Annotated in this window: 21 protein-coding genes and 3 pseudogenes; 4 read left to right on the top strand and 20 right to left on the bottom strand. The window is 41.2% G+C overall.

Annotation, left to right across the window (positions count from 1 at the left end; genetic code table 11):
- Positions 1-158 precede the first annotated feature (158 nt).
- From DWX00_RS19075 to DWX00_RS20770, 9 genes and pseudogenes are all read right to left on the bottom strand, one after another.
- Complete coding sequence (locus DWX00_RS19075) at positions 159-488, bottom strand: cupin domain-containing protein (RefSeq protein ID WP_022462474.1); 330 nt, start codon at positions 486-488, stop codon at positions 159-161.
- 215 nt (positions 489-703) lie between these two features.
- Positions 704-2,338 carry a hydroxylamine reductase gene (gene hcp, locus DWX00_RS19070; RefSeq protein WP_118596011.1) on the bottom strand — a complete coding sequence of 545 codons (1,635 nt, stop codon included), beginning with the start codon at positions 2,336-2,338 and terminating at the stop codon, positions 704-706.
- A 215-nt stretch (positions 2,339-2,553) separates the two neighbouring features.
- Positions 2,554-3,237, bottom strand: coding sequence for a Crp/Fnr family transcriptional regulator (locus DWX00_RS19065; RefSeq protein ID WP_117802675.1), 684 nt, complete (start codon positions 3,235-3,237; stop codon positions 2,554-2,556).
- The gene (locus DWX00_RS19060; RefSeq protein ID WP_022462477.1) at positions 3,221-3,400 is read right to left on the bottom strand and encodes a hypothetical protein; all 180 of its coding nucleotides are present in this window, start codon (positions 3,398-3,400) and stop codon (positions 3,221-3,223) included. Before DWX00_RS19060 ends, DWX00_RS19065 begins: the two co-directional genes overlap by 17 nt.
- Positions 3,401-3,738: 338 nt before the next feature.
- Entirely contained in the window at positions 3,739-5,274 is a 1,536-nt protein-coding gene (locus DWX00_RS19055) for an IS66-like element ISRob1 family transposase (protein ID WP_004611469.1), read from the bottom strand.
- Positions 5,275-5,340: 66 nt separating this feature from the next.
- The gene (tnpB, locus tag DWX00_RS19050) at positions 5,341-5,691 is read right to left on the bottom strand and encodes an IS66 family insertion sequence element accessory protein TnpB (protein WP_158526524.1); all 351 of its coding nucleotides are present in this window, start codon (positions 5,689-5,691) and stop codon (positions 5,341-5,343) included.
- 14 nt (positions 5,692-5,705) lie between these two features.
- Positions 5,706-6,104, bottom strand: coding sequence for an IS66 family insertion sequence element accessory protein TnpA (tnpA, locus tag DWX00_RS19045; protein WP_005422927.1), 399 nt, complete (start codon positions 6,102-6,104; stop codon positions 5,706-5,708).
- A 176-nt stretch (positions 6,105-6,280) separates the two neighbouring features.
- On the bottom strand, positions 6,281-6,466 hold the full coding sequence (locus DWX00_RS19040) for a hypothetical protein (RefSeq protein WP_118596010.1): 186 nt from the start codon (positions 6,464-6,466) through the stop codon (positions 6,281-6,283).
- 58 nt (positions 6,467-6,524) lie between these two features.
- A pseudogene (locus DWX00_RS20770) lies at positions 6,525-6,728 on the bottom strand (IS91 family transposase); the annotation flags it as partial.
- Between the two features lie 220 nt (positions 6,729-6,948).
- Between DWX00_RS20770 and DWX00_RS19030 the strand changes: the two are divergent.
- The 4 genes and pseudogenes from DWX00_RS19030 to DWX00_RS19015 all read left to right on the top strand — a co-directional run bounded on the left by DWX00_RS19030 (position 6,949) and on the right by DWX00_RS19015 (position 8,311).
- Positions 6,949-7,443 carry a transposase gene (locus DWX00_RS19030; RefSeq protein ID WP_118596009.1) on the top strand — a complete coding sequence of 165 codons (495 nt, stop codon included), beginning with the start codon at positions 6,949-6,951 and terminating at the stop codon, positions 7,441-7,443.
- Entirely contained in the window at positions 7,440-7,778 is a 339-nt protein-coding gene (locus DWX00_RS19025) for a helix-turn-helix domain-containing protein (RefSeq protein WP_118596008.1), read from the top strand. Before DWX00_RS19030 ends, DWX00_RS19025 begins: the two co-directional genes overlap by 4 nt.
- Positions 7,759-7,947: pseudogene (mobC, locus tag DWX00_RS20630) on the top strand (plasmid mobilization relaxosome protein MobC); the annotation flags it as partial. The gene DWX00_RS19025 and the pseudogene mobC, both read left to right, overlap by 20 nt.
- On the top strand, positions 7,937-8,311 hold the full coding sequence (locus DWX00_RS19015; RefSeq protein ID WP_238062039.1) for an ImmA/IrrE family metallo-endopeptidase: 375 nt from the start codon (positions 7,937-7,939) through the stop codon (positions 8,309-8,311). The pseudogene mobC and the gene DWX00_RS19015, both read left to right, overlap by 11 nt.
- Positions 8,312-8,488: 177 nt before the next feature.
- Here the strand turns inward: DWX00_RS19015 and DWX00_RS19010 are convergent, their stop codons facing one another.
- From DWX00_RS19010 to DWX00_RS18960, 11 genes and pseudogenes are all read right to left on the bottom strand, one after another.
- On the bottom strand, positions 8,489-9,061 hold the full coding sequence (locus DWX00_RS19010) for a CDP-alcohol phosphatidyltransferase family protein (RefSeq protein ID WP_118596007.1): 573 nt from the start codon (positions 9,059-9,061) through the stop codon (positions 8,489-8,491).
- The gene (locus tag DWX00_RS19005; RefSeq protein WP_118596006.1) at positions 9,051-10,115 is read right to left on the bottom strand and encodes an FUSC family protein; all 1,065 of its coding nucleotides are present in this window, start codon (positions 10,113-10,115) and stop codon (positions 9,051-9,053) included. Before DWX00_RS19005 ends, DWX00_RS19010 begins: the two co-directional genes overlap by 11 nt.
- 33 nt (positions 10,116-10,148) lie before the next feature.
- Positions 10,149-11,192, bottom strand: a complete 1,044-nt coding sequence (locus DWX00_RS19000; RefSeq protein WP_055221210.1) for a sensor histidine kinase — start codon at positions 11,190-11,192, stop codon at positions 10,149-10,151.
- Positions 11,192-11,902, bottom strand: coding sequence for a response regulator transcription factor (locus DWX00_RS18995; RefSeq protein WP_005421560.1), 711 nt, complete (start codon positions 11,900-11,902; stop codon positions 11,192-11,194). The genes DWX00_RS19000 and DWX00_RS18995 overlap by 1 nt, the downstream gene beginning before the upstream one ends.
- On the bottom strand, positions 11,881-13,314 hold the full coding sequence (locus tag DWX00_RS18990; protein WP_118596005.1) for a phospholipase D family protein: 1,434 nt from the start codon (positions 13,312-13,314) through the stop codon (positions 11,881-11,883). Before DWX00_RS18990 ends, DWX00_RS18995 begins: the two co-directional genes overlap by 22 nt.
- Positions 13,315-13,512: 198 nt before the next feature.
- Positions 13,513-15,072 (bottom strand): cardiolipin synthase, encoded by a 1,560-nt coding sequence (cls, locus tag DWX00_RS18985; protein WP_009203864.1) that lies wholly within the window; start codon positions 15,070-15,072, stop codon positions 13,513-13,515.
- 23 nt (positions 15,073-15,095) lie between these two features.
- Positions 15,096-15,221 (bottom strand): annotated as a pseudogene (locus tag DWX00_RS20245) (GTP pyrophosphokinase); the annotation flags it as partial.
- On the bottom strand, positions 15,203-15,517 hold the full coding sequence (locus tag DWX00_RS18975) for a hypothetical protein (RefSeq protein ID WP_330417024.1): 315 nt from the start codon (positions 15,515-15,517) through the stop codon (positions 15,203-15,205). The pseudogene DWX00_RS20245 and the gene DWX00_RS18975, both read right to left, overlap by 19 nt.
- A gap of 74 nt (positions 15,518-15,591) precedes the next feature.
- Entirely contained in the window at positions 15,592-16,845 is a 1,254-nt protein-coding gene (locus tag DWX00_RS18970) for an ATP-binding protein (protein ID WP_118596004.1), read from the bottom strand.
- 236 nt (positions 16,846-17,081) lie between these two features.
- Entirely contained in the window at positions 17,082-17,753 is a 672-nt protein-coding gene (locus DWX00_RS18965) for a GNAT family N-acetyltransferase (RefSeq protein WP_243038059.1), read from the bottom strand.
- Positions 17,738-18,163, bottom strand: a complete 426-nt coding sequence (locus DWX00_RS18960; RefSeq protein WP_055195028.1) for a GNAT family N-acetyltransferase — start codon at positions 18,161-18,163, stop codon at positions 17,738-17,740. Before DWX00_RS18960 ends, DWX00_RS18965 begins: the two co-directional genes overlap by 16 nt.
- Between the last annotated feature and the right edge of the window lie 360 nt (positions 18,164-18,523).

The raw sequence follows: 18,523 nt of genomic DNA, 5'->3' as shown, positions 1-18,523 counted from the left end.
TCTACAGAGGGTGTCTTTCTTTTGTGCAATATTTTGGATTTGCTCATTTATAGCTTAAAAAAGAATTAAATAAAAAAGCAAGGCAGCATACCACAGGAAATCCTGAGACATGCTGCCCTATTGCCAGGCATATCAATAATTGGTTCAAAAAGGATACGTTAGAATACCACTACCAGAAGCATCTTATACTGCTCTTTGCCATACACTGCATGCGGATGTTTTGCCGGCATGACGATGGATTCGCCTTCGTGGAGTTCGTATTTTACGCCGTCGATGGTGATTTCACCGGTTCCGTCGAGGCAGGTGACGAAGGCGTCGCCGCCGGACTCGTGGGTGCTGATTTCTTCGCCTTTGTCGAAGGCAAATAAGGTGATGCTGACGGATTCATTCTGTACCAGTGTTTTGCTGACGATCTGGCCTTCCTGGTAGGAAACCTGATCTTTTAAGACCATAACCTTGGCTTTATTGATATTTTTCATGATGCTCATAGTTTATAAATCTCCGTGATAGAATGAGAACGTGTCTGAAAAAATTCCCAGGCACGTTCTAAAAATGTGTGATTAAGATGAGATGACTCATCGGTGTCGGGCGTGTATAGAAATGGAATCTGAGGTCCGTTTTCTGATATGCCCAAATTCAAAGATATTTTTGTCTGAACATATACAGTATACGTGGAAAAATGAAAGAAAGCAAGGGGTTTTCTTTATTTCCCGAAAAACAATTCCATATCGTTTTCAACGGTATCGATTCCGGCGATGCCGAAGTTTTCAACGAGAAGAGCTGCAACATTCGGGCTTAAAAATGCCGGGAGTGTCGGGCCGAGGTGGATGTTCTTGACACCAAGCGACAGCAGTGCCAGAAGAACAATCACAGCTTTCTGCTCGTACCAGGAAATATTGTAGATGATCGGCAGATCGTTGATATCGTCGAGGCCGAAGACCTCCTTTAATTTCAGTGCAATCACGGCAAGAGAGTAGGAATCATTGCACTGGCCGGCATCGAGGACGCGCGGAATGCCGTTGATGTCGCCGAGGTTCAGCTTGTTGTATTTGTATTTTGCACAGCCGGCGGTCAGAATCACGGTGTCTTTCGGCAGTGCCTGTGCAAAATCAGAGTAATAGCTGCGGCTCTTTGCACGGCCGTCACATCCAGCCATGACAACGAATTTTTTGATCGCGCCGGATTTCACGGCATCGACGATCTGGTCTGCCAGGGCGAGTACCTGTGCATGGGCGAAGCCTCCGACAATGGTTCCCTGCTCGAGTTCCGTCGGCGGTGCGCAGTGCTTTGCCTGTTCGATGAGCAGAGAGAAATCTTTTGTATCACCGATGACGCCGTCGATGTGCGGGCATCCCGGATAACGAACCGCTCCGGTTGTGTAAATACGGTTTTTGTAGCTGTCCTTCGGCGGCACGATACAGTTCGTCGTCATCAGAATCGGGCCGTTGAAGGCTTCAAATTCTTCTTTCTGCTTCCACCAGGCGTTACCATAATTTCCCTTAAAATGTTCATATTTTTTGAACGCCGGATAGTAGTGTGCAGGCAGCATTTCGGAGTGGGTGTAAACATCGATGCCGGTGTTCACGGTCTGCTCGAGCAGCATCTCGAGGTCGCGCAGATCATGACCGGAGACGAGAATACCCGGGCGGGTGCCGACACTGAGATCGACGGTGGTGATCTCCGGATTGCCGTAAGCGGAAGTATTGGCCTCATCGAGCAGTGCCATTCCCTGCACGCCGTAGGAGCCGGTCTCGAGTGCGAGTGCCGTCAGTTCCTCTGCGGAGAGGGAATCGTCGAGCGTTGCGGCGAGAGCACGCTGCAGGAAGGCATCGATTTCCTCGTTTTCTTTTAAGAGAACATTGGCATGGCTGGTGTACGCGGCAAGTCCTTTCAGACCGTAGGTGATGAGCTCGCGTAAAGAGCGGATGTCCTCATTTTCCGTGGAAAGTACGCCGACGGTTACTGCTTTTGCGGCAAACTCATCGGTTGTGCCGTTCCAGAGGGCGGCCTCCGGCAGAGCGGAGCAGTCGGCAAGCTGAGCGAGAAGCGCTTTGGTCTCAAGCGTTGCCTCAATTCGTGCGCGGATCGTATCATCATCAAAGTTCACGTTTGTGATGGTCGTAAACAGGTTTTCGGTGATGAGATGATTGACGCTGGCATCGACGGTTTTTCCTTCGCGGCGGAGCTGTGTCGTCACGGCGGAAAGTCCTTTCGTCGTCCAGATCAGCAGATCCTGCAGCGCCGCTGTCTCCGGGCGCTTTCCACAGACACCGGATTTTGTACAGCCGGAGCAGCCGGCAGTTTCCTGACACTGGTAGCAAAACATGTTCTGTTCCATAAAATAGTTCCTCCTGTAGGGTATTTCCGAGGGGTTAAGCGCAGAGGGAAAAACAGATCTGCGCGGAGTTTCATAATTTACACGTACAGAATATCGGATATAACAGGAAAAGTATGTGGTTATAACCACGGAAAAATACTTTTTGTGTATATTCGTTTATGAAAAATAAGCATTTGAAACGATGAAACGGTAAAAAATTTACGTTGCGGTACCGCCTAGAGAGACGGATGACGCAGCGTAAATTTGTTTTTATGAAATTCGAGGATTCCCTCTTTCTGCATTTTTCCGAGTTCTTTGGAGAGGGCGCTCCGGTCGAGGTTCAGGTAGTCGGCGAGGCCCTGGCGGTCGAAGGGGATCGTAAAGGTGTCGGCGCTGGTTTTGGCAGACTGCGCGGCGAGGTAGACCAGCACGCGCTCGCGGATCGTCTTTGGTGTAGTGCAGAAAATGCGGTTGGAGAGGGTAAGATTTTTCTGCATGGAGATGCGGAGCATATTACTGCGAAGCTGGGACAGCCATGCATCATCACCATCGGCGGTCTGGTCGAGGTTTCGAAGATTGAAAAAGAGAACCGTCGAGGCTTCGGCTGCCGTGACATTCACCATCATCGGCTCCCGACAGAAGGCATACGTTTCGGCAAATACCTGGCCGGGGGTGATCTTGCTTAAGATACTGCGGTTGCCCCAGAGATCCGTATTCTCCACGAAAACGCTGCCGGACAGCACAATCCCCAGTTCGGACACGCGGTCACCCATGTGATAAATGGTCTGGTTTTTCTCAAACGAACACGTCCGCAGCCACCCGCTCGAAACAAGAGCCGTCCGCCCGGTTTCCGAGATGCCATGAAAGAGCGGGAGAGAAAACACCTCGGCCGGAAAAACAGCATCAGCCAATGATTTCATACTGCAGCATCTCGTATTTCAAAATACTGCCCTCCATAATTTCCGGCGGCAGCAGCGCGCGGGCAACCAGTTTCGTTTCATTGTCCTCCGGTTCGATGTCATTGCGGCGTAAATGCGCGTAATCACCATCGATGGCGACTACTTCGTAGGTGCAGGATAACATAAGAAAACAACCTCCTTTTTCTTTACATGATACCTATTATACCGTGTGCAGAAACGGATGTCGATGGAATTTTTAATGCCGGAAACAAAAGTCTATGCTATACTTACAGCAGGGTATGACAGAAAAGAAAGGATGGAAGGTAGGATCCTGGGGGAAGAACTTGGACTGGAAGTCTGCTCAGTGCTGAGAAAAATCCGGGAAGATATGTAGCTCATTATCATCAGCGGCTATGCGGAATTTTCTTATATAATAGGAAAGTTCGACATTCGTCGGTAAGTGTCAAATAAAACAGTGTATAGAAAAATAACCGTCAGCCTTTTATACTAAAAGGTCAACGGTTATCGACAGAATTCTTTTACAAGAGGATTCCAAGGCAGATAATCATCCAGATATTCAGGATGTTCAAGAAAAGCACTCCCCGGCATGTCGGACAGGATATATTTTATATATTTCATCGGGGCAAGCCCATTCGCTTTCGCTGTCTCTACCAGTGTATAGATTCCTGCACTGGCTTCCGCCCCTTTCGGACTGCCGGAGAACAGCCAGTTCTTTCTGCCGATCACAAAGGGACGGATACAGTTTTCCGCAAGCGAATTACTGATGGAACAATTCCCGTCTTCCAGATAATTCCAAAAACCTTCACGGTTATTTAAGGCGTAATGAAAAGCTTTTGAAAGTTTGGATTTCGGCAGCTCTCCGATGGCACTTTTTTCTGCCCATGACCAAAAAGCCTCGAGAAGCGGTTTCTCGCGGATAAGACGTTCTTTTTTCTTCTGATCAGGAGGGAGCGCCTCCAACTCTGACTCTATGTTAAAGAGTTGATTCAGACGGAGGATTGCTTCCGCAGGTTTTGATGCTTCCGAATTATGGATGTCTTTTGGGAGCGCATCCACGAAAGCCCGGCGCAGATGCGTATAGCAAAGACATCTTTTTACTCCTGAAACTGCATTGTATCCGGAGTAAGCGTCTGTATGGATATAACCTTCATATTCCCTCAGAAACGCTTCCGGATATTTCCCGCTTCGTCCCGGCTGGTACTCGAAGTAGCGGATGGGATTTACAGCATCTCTGATGCTGCAGTAAACCCACATATAGGAATCGGACGTATTTTTCCGTCCCGGTTCTTTCAGCACCTGTACATGTGTTTCATCGATATGAAGGTATCTCTGTTTCAGAAGTTCCAGCTTCAGACGGTGGACGATGTGTACAAGCCAGTCCCGATAGACAACCAGAAGCCAGTTTGACATAGTCGCTCTGCTTAAACGTAATCCCAAAGCCTCCCATTCTTTTTCCTGTCTGTACAGCGGGATGCTTAATTCAAACTTCTGGTGGATGAGCCAGGTGATGGTAGATGCAGATGCCAGAGAATGCAGGACGGGAGGATATGGCACCGGAGCCTTCTCCATATAAGGAGTTCCGTTTTTCCGGCACGACCTGCATTCATACGTTTCCCGGTAATGGTCAATCACCTTGAGTTTTGCAGGGATAAACTGTACTTCCGTGCGGACGAATTCTTCCCCTACTTTCACCATCGTACTCCCGCAGTTATCGCATATCTGTTCCCTTTCATCTATGGTATGGAGTACTTTGCTGTGAGGGAGATTTTTTACCAGTTCTTCCCGCTGACCGGTGTACTTCCTTTTACGTAGGTGCTTCTCTATCTCAACAAGCTCCGGTTCGTGTGCATCAGGATCCGCACAGGTTTCGATTTCATTAAAAAGAGACATCTGCCCCTCGATTTCGAGAGTAGATGTCTTCTCGGATTTTGTTCCATAAAGTTTACGGGTCAGGAAATCAACCTGCTCTTTCAGGAGCCGGACCTGCTGTTCCAGTTCTTTGATATGATTTTTATACTCCTGTTCCGTAGCTGACATAACCTGAAAACCCTTTCGCTTCGATAGGATTATTATACCATAGAATCGTCAGATTTCCCAGCATTTCTAAGGATTTTCAGTATTTTCAGACTTATGCGGGAGCCATTTCTGAACCGCCTTTGGCTGCTCCGGGTTCAAACCTTCCAGAAGCCAGCGCAGCTGCTGATCAGAAATCTGTTTTGCTTCTTCGCCGGTCCGCGGCCATTGGAGACGTCCGTTTTCGTACCGTTTGTATAAAAGGCAGAAACCGTCTCCCTCGTAATGGACTGCTTTGATCCGGTCAGCCCTCTTTCCACAGAACAGGAATAAGGAATTGCTGTAAGGATCCAGTTTGAAGTTGTACTGGATGATATCCAGCAAGCCATTGAGCTGCTTCCTCATATCGGTGTAGCCGCATCGGATATAGATTTTCTCCACATGGGAAAGCTCTCCTAACATGACTGCACGGCTTTCAGAATGTTTTCCAGCATCTGGGCAGATGTGCCTTCATAAAGTTCCACTGTTATGGATCCGATATGAAGTATGGCTGCAGGAGTGGAACGGGAAATGTTTCTGTCCGGAAGTGAAAGCTCCGCAAACTCAGCCGGGGATTCCGTTAAAGCAGTTGACTGTTGGTCTGTACACATGTGGATGCCGTTTTTCTTGCGGGGCAGTTCTTCCAAGGCAAGCTTTCGAATTTTGGAAAGCCAGTAATAATAACTTTTCAAAGAGATATCGTGTTGTTCACACCAGATCTGATTTGTCAGTCCGGAGGCCCTGCATTGCCGTATTACATCCAGCCAGTATTGAAGTTTCACCTGTTTGTCTGGAGTCAAAGAAGAAAGATCCATAAGCCTGCTCCTTAGATTAGATTTAGAGTTTTTAGAGTCAACTCCCAAAACTCTAATCAATAGTTTACATGCAACAGCCAGAAATTTCGATACACCCTCTTATTGGACGCTTACATTCGTCGAACTCTTGATAAAAAGAGCCCGCACAAAAGCGGGCATAGAAAACAGACGATAGATTAAAAGAAGTCGATGTAAAAACCTTCTTCAAATTCATCGTCATCGAGGTCATCATCATCGGTAAGAAAATAGTGCATATCCAAAAGGTCAGAGTCTGTCATGTTTTTGACCAGATTGGATGTCATTCCCTCTGGAGGATTCTTGCTGTATTTTTGTCTGAGTTCCTCTATAAGCTTTGCATCCATGGTTTAAATTCCTCCCTGTCTGTTAATAAGTTCAGTATGATACAGACAGGCAGAAAAATCAAGCAGAGCGGCATTTAGCTTTTGCCATGGCCCTTTCGTAAAGTTCTTGAAGAGGAACTCGTTTATGATTGTGATAGATTTCTACGAAAAGCATTTCTTTTTTGCAATGAGGACAATACAAGGGATCGTAACCAAAAGATAACAGGATGTCCTGCCTCCATTTGGTAAAACTTCTTATAAGAGCATGTTTCGATTTATGGACAATGACAGATTCTCTTCACGAGAATAATCCTGATAAAGAATTTGATGAACTGTGCTTTGCTGTCGACGACGACGGAACAAATATTCTTATAATCATTAATAAGGGTGAGATCACTGGTGCAGTTGACATTGACAATATCCCTGTGTGTTAGGATAGTTGTCAGTGAAAGATAATTACTTTTGCGGTAGTATGTAGCTATCACAGGAAGGGAGCTTTCGCTATGAACTATAGTCCAGAATTAAAGGATGCACTCCTCAGGAGGATGCTTCCACCAAACAATGAATCTATTACCAAGATATCCAGAGAAGAAGGAATCTCTGAACAGACACTTCGTAACTGGCGGGATAAAGCCAGAAAGGAAGGCTATGCTGCTCCTGGTACGGATGCGGTTCCTGATGACTGGAGTACACAGGATAAATTTTTAGTTGTTGTTGAAACAGCAAGTATGAATGAAACGGAACTTGCCGAGTATGCCCGTAAAAAAGGTCTTTATATCGAGCAGATCAAAGCCTGGAAAGATGCCTGCATGAATGCCAATGGTGGCATCGCTAAAGAAGCTTCCCGGCTTAACCGCGAACTTAAGGATTCTGAGAAAGAACGCAGAAAACTTGAAAAAGAATTACAGCGCAAGGAAAAGGCTCTTGCAGAAGCAGCTGCCTTACTTGTACTGTCAAAAAAAGCAAATGCGATCTGGGGGGATTCAGAGGACGAATGATCAGCGCCTCAGATCGCGAAAATGCTGTACTGCTGATCAATGAAGCCATTAAATCAGGAGCGTCTTGTAAAAAGGCATGTGAACGCCTCGGAATCACAGAACGGACTTTCTACCGTTGGAAAAAGCGAAAAGCGGATACTGATTCCTATGAAGATGGACGTCCCCACGCAGATCATTCAAATCCTGCTAATAAGATACCCGCAGAGATACGCCGTGAGATCATAAACATCTGTAACAGACCAGAATATGCCAGCATGGCCCCCTGTGAAATCGTTCCGGCATTAGCCGATGAAGGTATCGCTGATTGTCAAGGTAGTTGTTGCAGACATGAATGATCTCAGAAAACTGGTCAGTGAATATGGAAAGATCGGATCGAATCTAAATCAGATCGCCAAGCATTTTAACAGCGGTGGCAGTCAGTCACGTGCTATAGAAAATGAAATCCACCAGTGCATCACGGACTTATTCCTATTGAGAAAAAGGATACTGTTTTATGAGCTGTAAGACGATCTATGTCATGATCAGCAGTTTCCTTTCAGAAGAAGAGAAGATGATCGTTGCCGCCCATGAATTAGGGCACATCATCCTGCATCGTTCCCAGCTGAAAATGGCTCCGATGCAAGATGATACACTCTACAATATGACGGATAATACAGAATACCAGGCCAATCTGTTTGCTGCCGATCTGCTGATTGAAGATGAGAAAATCGAAGATATGGTTCAGAACGAGGACCTGGATTATTTCGGACTCTGCAGTTCATTGAATGCGACTCCGGAACTAATGAGTTTTAAATTATACAGCCTGACAAAACGAGGCCAGGCTTATCATATGCCGATGGAGATTCAGAGCAATTTCCTGGCGAAATAAAGTAAATAAAGATCCTGTTCTATATATCATAGTATGAACAGGATCTTTTTATAATGATTTATTTTCTATCTAAAATTTTATTAAACTGACTAAAGACTCCATAGTTTGTGTGTTTGACTTACTGTTTATATCTATCTTCTCCTAAATATTTTTCTAGTCATTGCAATATAAAATTGCTTATACAGTCTCTCCATTAAGAGTCCTGGTATTCTGGATAATGTACAGAGCGACCGATATGACCATCATTATAGCGCACAAACCAATCAACAGATCTGATACCATCGGTGTAATGTGGAACCATATAATATGCACCGCTGCAGTTCCATATAATAAAAAGGTTACTATCTTTCCATGCCAGTCTGCACCATGTACTTTTCCTGTCTTTCGTATCACAAGACATCCACTGACTACCATATACAGCTCCTTACCTGCCATTATTACGATTAAAAGAAGCACATGCGGAAAACGAGTAAACAGACAGATTAACATCGCTGCCTGTGTCAGCTTATCAGCCGCCGGATCAAGTATTTTTCCTAAATTACTAATCCTATGGAATCTTCTTGCGATATATCCATCAGCAAGATCCGTAAGCCCAGACAGCAATAAGATTTCACCAGCTAACAGAGGATTTTTCTTTACACAATAACTCCATATAATTACCGGAATCAGACAAAGCCGAAAAAAAGAAAGAAGATTAGGAACCGTAATAATTCTATTCAAATTTTCTTCCTGATTCACTTCACTCTGCATGTACGGTCACCTTACTTTCCTTTTTTTTAGACATAAACCAATAAAATATAACACAAAATGCTAAAGCAAACACAACACCAAAAACATTTTGAATCACTCTAAGACTAACCGCTCCTTGTAGTCCATAAGTCTCTGTAGCAATGGCTAAAGCACCAAATGTGTTAAATACTGCCTGCCAGCCATATTGTGCTGAAAATCCTACACCGATTCCACCAAGAATTCCTATATATGCATAGATTGACGAAGGAAGCAGAAAATATAATACTGTAAAACATATAACACCTGCAATATTTCCGACAATCCTTTTACGGACTCTGTAGTGCATATCTTCCATAAACGGCAAAATCGCGGACATGGCCGCAATACCAGCCCACATTGCACGTGGCATATTACAAAGTTCTGCAATGCAAAGGACAATCGGTACGCATAAAATCAGACATATCTGCCATTTTGTTCTGGAAGAAGTGATATCAAATTCTTGTATCAGATCTTTCAGATTTCTTTTATAAGTTCTGTTTTTATGATTTCGATAAAATACGAAGCAGGTAAGTGCTGCACCTAAAGCCATTCCGACTAATCGCATCTGATAGCTTTTTCCCGTAACATCATAACCATATAGCAGCAGATACCCAAGAACCAATGTAGATTGATTAAACATGAATGGATTATGGCATCCGAACAGAATCAACACAGCCAGTGCCGCAATATTTAACAGCATTCCCAATACCGGTGAAAACTGATTTGCTAAATGCGGACATACAGTCATAATTACAAAGAACAAAGCCAAAAGCATCGTAGATTGTCCGGTGTGGATCCCCAGATCCGCATTTCTAAACACCATGAGACATAATAAGACTACTACACCTACAATGCTGTTCTCATTTCCAAATAGGATGCTGAAAATACTAACAAAGAAAAAACAAAATGCCATTGTAACAGCTATCTTCACCAGATATACCCACATATGATATAATTTTTCTTTTAGTGTTTCACTCTTTTTCAACAGGTTTTTAGAACCTGCCTGATTTAACTGCAACTCCTGATAAAATGTCATATAAATCCTCCCATTTTCTAATTTATCTTAAAACTATATAATCTCATCTTTCTGCTTTGGCAGCTCTATAACAAATCTGCACCCACCATATTCACGGTTTTCTGCTTTGATTGTTCCTCCGGCACTATCTACAATCCGTTTTACAAGTGCAAGACCTAGGCCATTTCCTTCTGCTTTATGAGATCCATCTACCTGATAGAACTTGTCAAATATTCTGGATTTTACATCATCCTCTATTCCTGGTCCTTCATCTTCCAGAATGAACTTAACAGAATCCTGTTCTTGTTTCAGAAACATCGTAATTGTCCCCTTTGAAGGGCTGAACTTAATCGCATTATCCAAAAGATTTATCCAGATATGCATAAAAAGTCCTTCATTCCCAGTATATTTAACTTCCTCCAATTCTACCTGAAAACCAATTTCTTTTTCTGTCCATTTTGTTTCCAATGAAAGAAATGCCTGGCGGATCTGTTCATCCAGACGATATTCTGTTTTTTTCATTGGTATATTCTGATTCTCTAACTTGGATAACAGCAAAATATTACCAACCAATCCGGAAAGTCTTTGGGTGTTAAATAAGATTTTTTCTACATATTCCTCTTGATCCGGAGACAGTTCTTCTCCCTGAAGCAGCATTGTATATCCTTCAATGGCATTAATCGGGGTCTTAAACTCATGAGAAACATTAGATACAAAATCCATCTGCAGCACCTCTGTTGCACGAAGTTCTTTTGTCATAACATTAAAACTTTGATAAGATTCTCCAACTTCTGCTATACGGCTGTTCGTTTCCAAATGCTGTTCAAAATCTCCCTGAGAAACTTCCTTCATTGCTTTACTAAGTCTGGTAATTGGTTCCAGTAACTTTGCATTGATAAAGGAAGTGATCAGCCCTGCAATCAATGTATTGAAAATCAAAAGCCAGCCAAGCAAAGGTATGCTATCCGGCAGATTAAAAAAATGATTCAAAAAAGCAAATAATAAAGCAGATATGACTGTTGAAAATACAAGTGCCAGCCAGATTGCACCAGTCAGACATGATCGGATCCGCAATCCTTTTTTTTTCTTTTGTTCCATTATTTTTTCACCACCTTGTATCCAATTCCACGCATTGTTACGATTTCAAAATCCGGGTTATCTTTAAAACGCTCTCTGAGTCTTCCTATATGTACCTCTATTGTATGTGGGTCTGCCTCCGTCTCGTATCCCCATACTTCATCCATCAACTGTTGTTTTGTAAATGTTCTGCCTGGCGAAGCTGCAAGCTTATATAAAAGCAGGAATTGTTTTTTAGGTAAAACAAGACTTTCCTTATCAGTTGTAACCGTCATTGCATCATAATCAAACTCTGTTGAACCGATCACAATTTTGTGTTCATTCAATATCTGTGCACGGCGAAGCAGTGCTCCGACTCTTAAAACCATTTCATTCACATTTACCGGTTTTACCATATAATCATCACTTCCCGAAAAAAATCCCTGACGCATATCATCAAAGGAACCTTTCGCAGTGATCATAAGCACTGGTATCTGATATCCTGCTGAACGAAGTTCTGACACCAGTTCATAGCCATCCATAACCGGCATCATAATATCAGAAATGATCAGATCAATATATTCCTTATCCAATACTTCTAATGCCTGTGCTCCATCCGATGCACTTTTGACTTGATATCCATTCTTCTCAAGCACTTTTTGGAATAGCTGGCTTAATTCTTTATCATCTTCTACAATCAATATTTGAAACACGTTTTCCTTCCTCCTTATTAAAACAGATACCTTGCCCATCCAAGCAGATGCTGTACCAAAAATATTTTTCTCTGACGTTTCTTTGTTAATTCGATTGGCTCTACATGATATGGATCATTATAAGTTCCGTCTTCTAATATCTGGCGGGACACTTTTTCATATTCCATCATGCCCTCTTCCAACTGTTTATTAATATCTTTACTGCGTATTACAAGCATCAGTTCCGTATCCAGATATGCACTTCTCATGTCCATATTAAAGGAACCGATTACAGACAGATCATCGTCAATCAGAATACTTTTTCCGTGGTATGAATAACCGCCTTCATATTCCCAGATATTAATTCCTGTACTTAAGATTCTATTTCTGTTTTTCGCATAATCGGCAGACCCAAATGGATTCCCATTATTCGCAACTGAATTTGTCATGATAGAAAAATCTGAAACGTTCTCTGCAATCTCCTCCCATGTATTATACATCATATCATTACAGATAATATATGGCGTGTGGATCTTCACACGATTTTTTGCATTTTTCATCAATTCTCCCAACTGATACCACACTACTGGTTCTTTGGAACCGGTGTGAATAGGATTTGACACTAATGTAATCTTTTCTGTCTCAAAAGTTTCGTCCGTATAATCGGTCTCGCAGATTCTTTCCTTATTCTCTTCAAAATATTTCTGATAGCTGTTCTGCAGCTCTAAAACTGCGTTCTTTACAGATTTTCTATTTGCCAGTTTTTTATTGTTATGAAAATAACTACTGTCTTCCTGATTCCATATGGTTTCAAAATACTCTGACAACTGGTTAACTGAATTTTCTTTCTCAGGTTCATCGCAAACCACTAACACGTCTCTGTCATAGTTCTTATGTCCCGGAAAATCACCCAGGAAATAATTGTATGTATTTCTTCCCCCAAGAATATATCTCTTTCCATCTGCAATCAAATATTTATCATGCATTCTACCCATCATTTTCCACGGTTTCAACGGATTGGCCTTATTATACAGTTTAATTTCAACATTCTCATGGGAAGATAATCCATAGAAATAAGGATTTCCTTCCATATCAATCCAGCTCTCCATTCCATCTACTAACAGACGAATATGTACACCTCTGTCTGCCGCATCATGCAGTGCTCCTAAAATCAATTTTCCACTTTCATCGGATTGAAATGCAAAAGTAGAAAGAATAATTTCCTTTTTTGCATTCTTGATCAAACGCACTCTTTGTAAAAGCGCTTCTGGATTCTTTTCTATGATTACTGCCCGTTCTGTATTTTCACTGCATTCGTTCCATGACCCATTTTTTGTTTCTTTTTTGGTTGTATTGGACACTTCCGGCTGCTTTTTATATGCAATGCAGATTCCGAACAATTCATAAAAAGCCACACATAATAAAATTGCCAGTATAACAAGAAGGATTTTGCATATTTTATGCTTTTTCATTGTACATCACCTGATTCCTTTTTATTTCATACTTATACAATACAAAGTCAATCTCAATTTAACCTCAACAAGGTTTGTTTTTTTCACCCACGCAAAATCTTCTTTGTACAACAGACTGTTAGATATAACAAAAACAGCCTTTCAAAAACAGTTAACTTCTAAATCAACTGTTTTTTGAAAGGTCGTTTCATCAGATTCTTATAGCAATCCAGCAAATAATCTCATAAATAATTGTCCCAGTCTCAAATATGCACTTCGTCCGGTTTGATATTGGTCTGTCACATCACGACATTCTCCCATCGTTCTTATCAGATCATTTTTTATTTCCACAACTGCCTGACAATCTGCCATAAAACAGCCGTTTTCAAAATGGTGATATAAACTTCGATAATCCAGATTAATTGTTCCACAGGTTGCCATACAGTCATCTGCCACACTCATTTTTGCATGACAGAAACCAGGAGTCCACTCATAAACACGAACACCATGTTTAACTAATCCATGATAAAAAGAACGAGTTATATTATAAATGAACTTCTTATCAGGGATACCCGGTGTGATAATTCTTACATCTACCCCTCGCTTAGCAGCCAGGCATAACGCATGTGTCATTTCATCTGTTATGATTAGATATGGAGTCATAAACCAACAGTATTTTTCAGCTTTATTTATCATACTGATATAAACTTCTTCTCCTACCTGCTCATTATCCATAGGACTGTCTGCATAAGGTTGAACAAACCCAGTTTGCTGTGCCGCATAATCATAATGGAAAAGGTATTTACTAAAATCAGAATCATTAGCATCCTTATCACTTACTGCATTCCACATCTCCAAAAATGTCACCGTAAGCGACTGAACAGCATCTCCTTCTAAACGAATACCTGTATCTTTCCACTGTCCGTACGGGTGTGTGTAATTAAAATATTCATTTGCGAGATTATATCCACCTGTAAATCCGACTTTTCCATCAATAACTGTTATTTTTCTATGATCACGGTTGTTCAAAAACAGATTTAAACCTGGCATAAACGGATTGAATACACGGCAATGAATTCCTATTCGCTCCATTTTTTTCACAAAATCTGTATTAATAAAGCCTATAGAACCCATATCATCATAGAATACTCTAACTTCCACACCTGCTTTTACTCGCTCTTCCAGAACATCTTGAATCTTATGCCATGCTTCAGCGTCTTCTATCGCATGATATTCCATGAAGATAAATTTCTGTGCTTTCTTCAAATCCTTAAGCTGTGCCTCTAATCCTGTCACTGCTTCATCAAAATACACAATATCTGTATTCTGATAGATTGGATACTGCGAATTTCTTTGTATGTAACTTGCGATATTTCCTGCTTTCGGAATCGTTTCTTTTATTCTACTCAAACACTCCTGATTGTCAGGAAGCATTGGTAATAATTTACTATCAATTTCTGTATATCGTTCACGCATTTTATGTGTGCCACCATTCAAACCAATCAACAAATACAGGCCTACACCCATAATTGGGAAGATTAGAATTAAGATGACCCAAGGCATTTTCATAGAAGAGGTCTTATCTGATGCGTACAATCCCAAAACCAAGATTCCACTCAAAATCCTTGTAAATAAATTTATAATTTCTGCATATTCATTCAAGCGTGTTACGATAGTAATAATAAAAATTACTTCCAGAAGAATGCAGACTATGGAAAAACACAGCCGTTTTACCCCATTTTTTGTTTTTGCTTTGCCCTCTAAAGTATCTTGCTTCATATATATTCCACCTTCCTACTTGCTCAGTTTTCTCCATAAATTTCGTGTAACATACCAATTTTGTCTTTTATTCTCTGCATTTCATTATCTGCTTCAATGATAGCTCTTGCAGAATGAAGTAATTCTTCACTTATCTCATCATAGCCAGGATGAATTGACTTACGTCTGGCAATTCTTGCAGCATTTCGTTTAGGGTTTTGTGCTTCACATATTTCTGCACATACACCCAACAGGCAACGCTACTGGCTTCTGATACAATGTCAGCTATGGTTTTGCGCATAAGCTCTTCAAATTCAGCAATTTCTTCTTTCGGAACAACATCATACAGTGTTGGTGCCTGATGACTTATTTTTACTCCATTTTCATTTGCATCTTTAAGCAGATTCTTAACTTTTTCTCTTGAATCCTCCGGTACTTTCATGTATTCCCACATAAATGCTACCACATCGGCTGGCCTTATTTATATCATTTCACTCTTTTTTGAAATAGAACAACACCACAGCAACAACTCAAATCGACTTAAAATTCCAGACTATTCGCATTCAGTAAGAAATACTTCATTCCCATGATGACAAAACCTTCATCATTTCTCCAAGGCTTTTTGCTGCCATTTACAATGACGATCTTCTTGAAAGAGTCCGGGATATTACGCAGAGAATTGAACTCCTGCGTCTGTTTTTCTTCCGAAGTCATGTCATATGCAACCTGGATATAGTATCTCTGGTTTCCTTGATTCACCACAAAGTCAACCTCCAACTGCTTGCGAACACGTTTGCCCTCTTTATCCTTACCGAAGATATCCACGACACCCACATCAACATTGTAGCCACGGATCAGCAGCTCGTTATAAACAATGTTCTCCATGATATGAGTAGGCTCCTGCTGTCTGAAATTCAGACGTGCATTTCTCAGTCCCAGATCAGTAAAGTAGTATTTCAGATTTGCACCGATATACTTTCTGCCCTTAATATCGTATCGGCTTGCCTTGGAAATCAAAAAGGCATCTGTCAAATGGTCGATATGCTTGGAGATGGTTTTATTAGCATAAGTCATCTGGCGCTCACTGGCAAAGATATTGGCAATCTTTGAAGGGTTGGTCGGTGCGCCGATTGCAGATGCAAGCACATCAACCAGAATCCCAATCTCATCCACGTTCTGAATCTTATTTCTTTCAATAACATCCTTCAGATAGACATTTGCAAAGATGTTCTTCAGATAGTCCGCTTTCTGTCGTTCGCTCTGGAAACTTACGATCTGCGGCAATCCTCCGTAGATCATGTAGTCATCCCAGGCATCATCATAATCGCCGTCATAGACAGAATAAAACTCTGCAAAGGAGAGAGGGTAGATTCTAATCTCATCACCTCTGCCACGGAATTCGGTCACAATGTCGCTGGACAGGAACTTGGAATTACTTCCGGTGACATACACATCAATATTGCTCATGCGGAGCAGGCTGTTCAGCACTTCCTCAAATCGTGGCATGAACTGCACTTCATCCAAAAGGAGATAATACTTCCCGTCGTCTTTCATGGCATCCTTGATGTACTTGAAGCATACCTTGGGATCTCTTAATTCCTCGTTCTCAATACCATCCAATGCAATTTCAATAATATGATCAACATCAACGCCGTTCTCCAGTAAGTATCTCTTAAAGATGGTAAACAGCAAAAAGGATTTGCCACATCTACGAATGCCGGTAATCACCTTTATCATTCCATTATCTTTTCGCTCGATCAGCTGCTGTAGGTAAGCGTCTCTTTTAATCTCCATCGTTACACTCCCCATTTCCGTGTATCTACACACTTTTATGTAATGTTGATAAATATATTTTCAGATTTTTTTGATTGCAGTGTCTATAATCGATTACTCCAATCGTTATTATAGGTAGACAACAAAAAGAAGATGGTTCCGATGTTTCATTAAATATGTTCGTTAGTCTTTTACGCAAAGGATTCTATCTCCTCTGCGCCCTAATGCTTTTCGGATTCAGTTCAACAAACTGGATTTTACCAATTTTCGGAGATTAAGGTTTCCGGATGTGAAAAAACTAATTTAATATTCTTCTTGGAATTCAGCAACAACATCAATGTACCTTGTTCTTTTGTCTCCATTTGCGTTGTCATGACCAATGAACGATATGGTTTGAAGCCACATTTTGTCTGAACTCGTTTTGATTGTTCATTGAAATCATAGTAACCACAAATCAGAAAATCATAATCCAATTCGCCAAATAAATAATCTTTAACCGCATTTACGGCTTCGGGCATAAGTCCTTTTCCCCAATAATCTTTACTCAAAACATATCCTAATTCTCTGCCGTAATAATCCTTGAATTCTGTCAAAGCATCTTCTAACCCATATTTTTCTATGCCAACAGTACCGATTACTTTATTGTTTTTCTTTAAACAGATTGCAAATGCTTTATCCTCACTGATAAAGGAATTCATAATACTTTGAGATTCAGCAATATTTTCATGATGTTTCCATCCTGCCATCTCCCCAACACCTTCGACAGATGCATACTCATAGAAATCCTCCAAATCTGTTTGTTTGAATGATCTAAGAATGAGCCTTTTTGTTTCTATTACTTTTCCGTCTATTCTGAAGTCAGCATTCATATTTTTACGCTCCTCATAACGTCTAATTCTCCAAATTCCGATTTCTATTTTCGTTTCCATAGCATAGTGTACTCTTTTTCACCAGTATCTTCGTCCAAATCTTCACATTGAATAATGAATCCTTCTCTTTGGTAAAAAGAAATTGCTCTGGCATTCTTCTGGTATACATTTAATCGTAAGCTAACTTTTTTATCCTTAATATAATCTAATAAAAGCTTACCTATGCCACATGACTGCATTTCATCGGAGACAAAAATACCTTCGATATATTCATCATTTAGTCCTACAAATCCTTGTATCATTTTATCTGCTTCAAACACATAGACTTCGGATTGTGACAGCATTTCTTTTACTAATTCATAATTACTTTTCCAGTATTGATTGGAAATAAAATAATGTGCTTTCAGATTTGTCTTTAACCATATGTCAGCGACTCTATCGATATCTCCGTTCAGCAACTTTCTAATCATAACAAATATTCTCCACAACTACATCCTTTATGCTTTTCTCTTTTTTCCATTCTATCACAAGTTCACCATTAATTATCAATTTTTTGATATTTTTTCTTTTCCCTCACTGTAAAACAGCCTCTGAGCGTTTCGTTATATAGAGGGATACAAATAAGAGCAAGATCCACCCATGTTTAACGGTATTGCCATTTTGCCTCCCGTCAACCTATGGGTTTTATCTTGATGGGGATCTCCCCATACCCTCTCAATAACAGACGTTTCACTTGTTTGGTTCAGTCATCTTGACTCCTTTCCTCCAGGATTCAGGAAATAAAAAATGCCTGCCTGGAACTTTTATAGATAGTAAAGTTCCAAACAGAC

Source organism: Blautia sp. AF17-9LB, from assembly GCF_003479185.1.
GTDB lineage: Bacteria > Bacillota > Clostridia > Lachnospirales > Lachnospiraceae > Fusicatenibacter > Fusicatenibacter saccharivorans.
This window is presented reverse-complemented; position numbering and strand designations above follow the sequence as displayed.

What these genes read in the sequence shown, in the direction of transcription:
- DWX00_RS19075 (WP_022462474.1), bottom strand. Translation starts at nt 488, where the DNA reads ATGAGCATCATGAAAAATATCAATAAAGCCAAGGTTATGGTCTTAAAA.
- hcp (WP_118596011.1), bottom strand. Translation starts at nt 2,338, where the DNA reads ATGGAACAGAACATGTTTTGCTACCAGTGTCAGGAAACTGCCGGCTGC.
- DWX00_RS19065 (WP_117802675.1), bottom strand. Translation starts at nt 3,237, where the DNA reads ATGAAATCATTGGCTGATGCTGTTTTTCCGGCCGAGGTGTTTTCTCTC.
- DWX00_RS19060 (WP_022462477.1), bottom strand. Translation starts at nt 3,400, where the DNA reads ATGTTATCCTGCACCTACGAAGTAGTCGCCATCGATGGTGATTACGCG.
- DWX00_RS19055 (WP_004611469.1), bottom strand. Translation starts at nt 5,274, where the DNA reads ATGTCAGCTACGGAACAGGAGTATAAAAATCATATCAAAGAACTGGAA.
- tnpA (WP_005422927.1), bottom strand. Translation starts at nt 6,104, where the DNA reads ATGGATCTTTCTTCTTTGACTCCAGACAAACAGGTGAAACTTCAATAC.
- DWX00_RS19040 (WP_118596010.1), bottom strand. Translation starts at nt 6,466, where the DNA reads ATGGATGCAAAGCTTATAGAGGAACTCAGACAAAAATACAGCAAGAAT.
- DWX00_RS19030 (WP_118596009.1), top strand. Translation starts at nt 6,949, where the DNA reads ATGAACTATAGTCCAGAATTAAAGGATGCACTCCTCAGGAGGATGCTT.
- DWX00_RS19025 (WP_118596008.1), top strand. Translation starts at nt 7,440, where the DNA reads ATGATCAGCGCCTCAGATCGCGAAAATGCTGTACTGCTGATCAATGAA.
- DWX00_RS19015 (WP_238062039.1), top strand. Translation starts at nt 7,937, where the DNA reads ATGAGCTGTAAGACGATCTATGTCATGATCAGCAGTTTCCTTTCAGAA.
- DWX00_RS19010 (WP_118596007.1), bottom strand. Translation starts at nt 9,061, where the DNA reads ATGCAGAGTGAAGTGAATCAGGAAGAAAATTTGAATAGAATTATTACG.
- DWX00_RS19005 (WP_118596006.1), bottom strand. Translation starts at nt 10,115, where the DNA reads ATGACATTTTATCAGGAGTTGCAGTTAAATCAGGCAGGTTCTAAAAAC.
- DWX00_RS19000 (WP_055221210.1), bottom strand. Translation starts at nt 11,192, where the DNA reads ATGGAACAAAAGAAAAAAAAAGGATTGCGGATCCGATCATGTCTGACT.
- DWX00_RS18995 (WP_005421560.1), bottom strand. Translation starts at nt 11,902, where the DNA reads ATGGGCAAGGTATCTGTTTTAATAAGGAGGAAGGAAAACGTGTTTCAA.
- DWX00_RS18990 (WP_118596005.1), bottom strand. Translation starts at nt 13,314, where the DNA reads ATGAAAAAGCATAAAATATGCAAAATCCTTCTTGTTATACTGGCAATT.
- cls (WP_009203864.1), bottom strand. Translation starts at nt 15,072, where the DNA reads ATGAAGCAAGATACTTTAGAGGGCAAAGCAAAAACAAAAAATGGGGTA.
- DWX00_RS18970 (WP_118596004.1), bottom strand. Translation starts at nt 16,845, where the DNA reads ATGGAGATTAAAAGAGACGCTTACCTACAGCAGCTGATCGAGCGAAAA.
- DWX00_RS18965 (WP_243038059.1), bottom strand. Translation starts at nt 17,753, where the DNA reads ATGGAAACGAAAATAGAAATCGGAATTTGGAGAATTAGACGTTATGAG.
- DWX00_RS18960 (WP_055195028.1), bottom strand. Translation starts at nt 18,163, where the DNA reads ATGATTAGAAAGTTGCTGAACGGAGATATCGATAGAGTCGCTGACATA.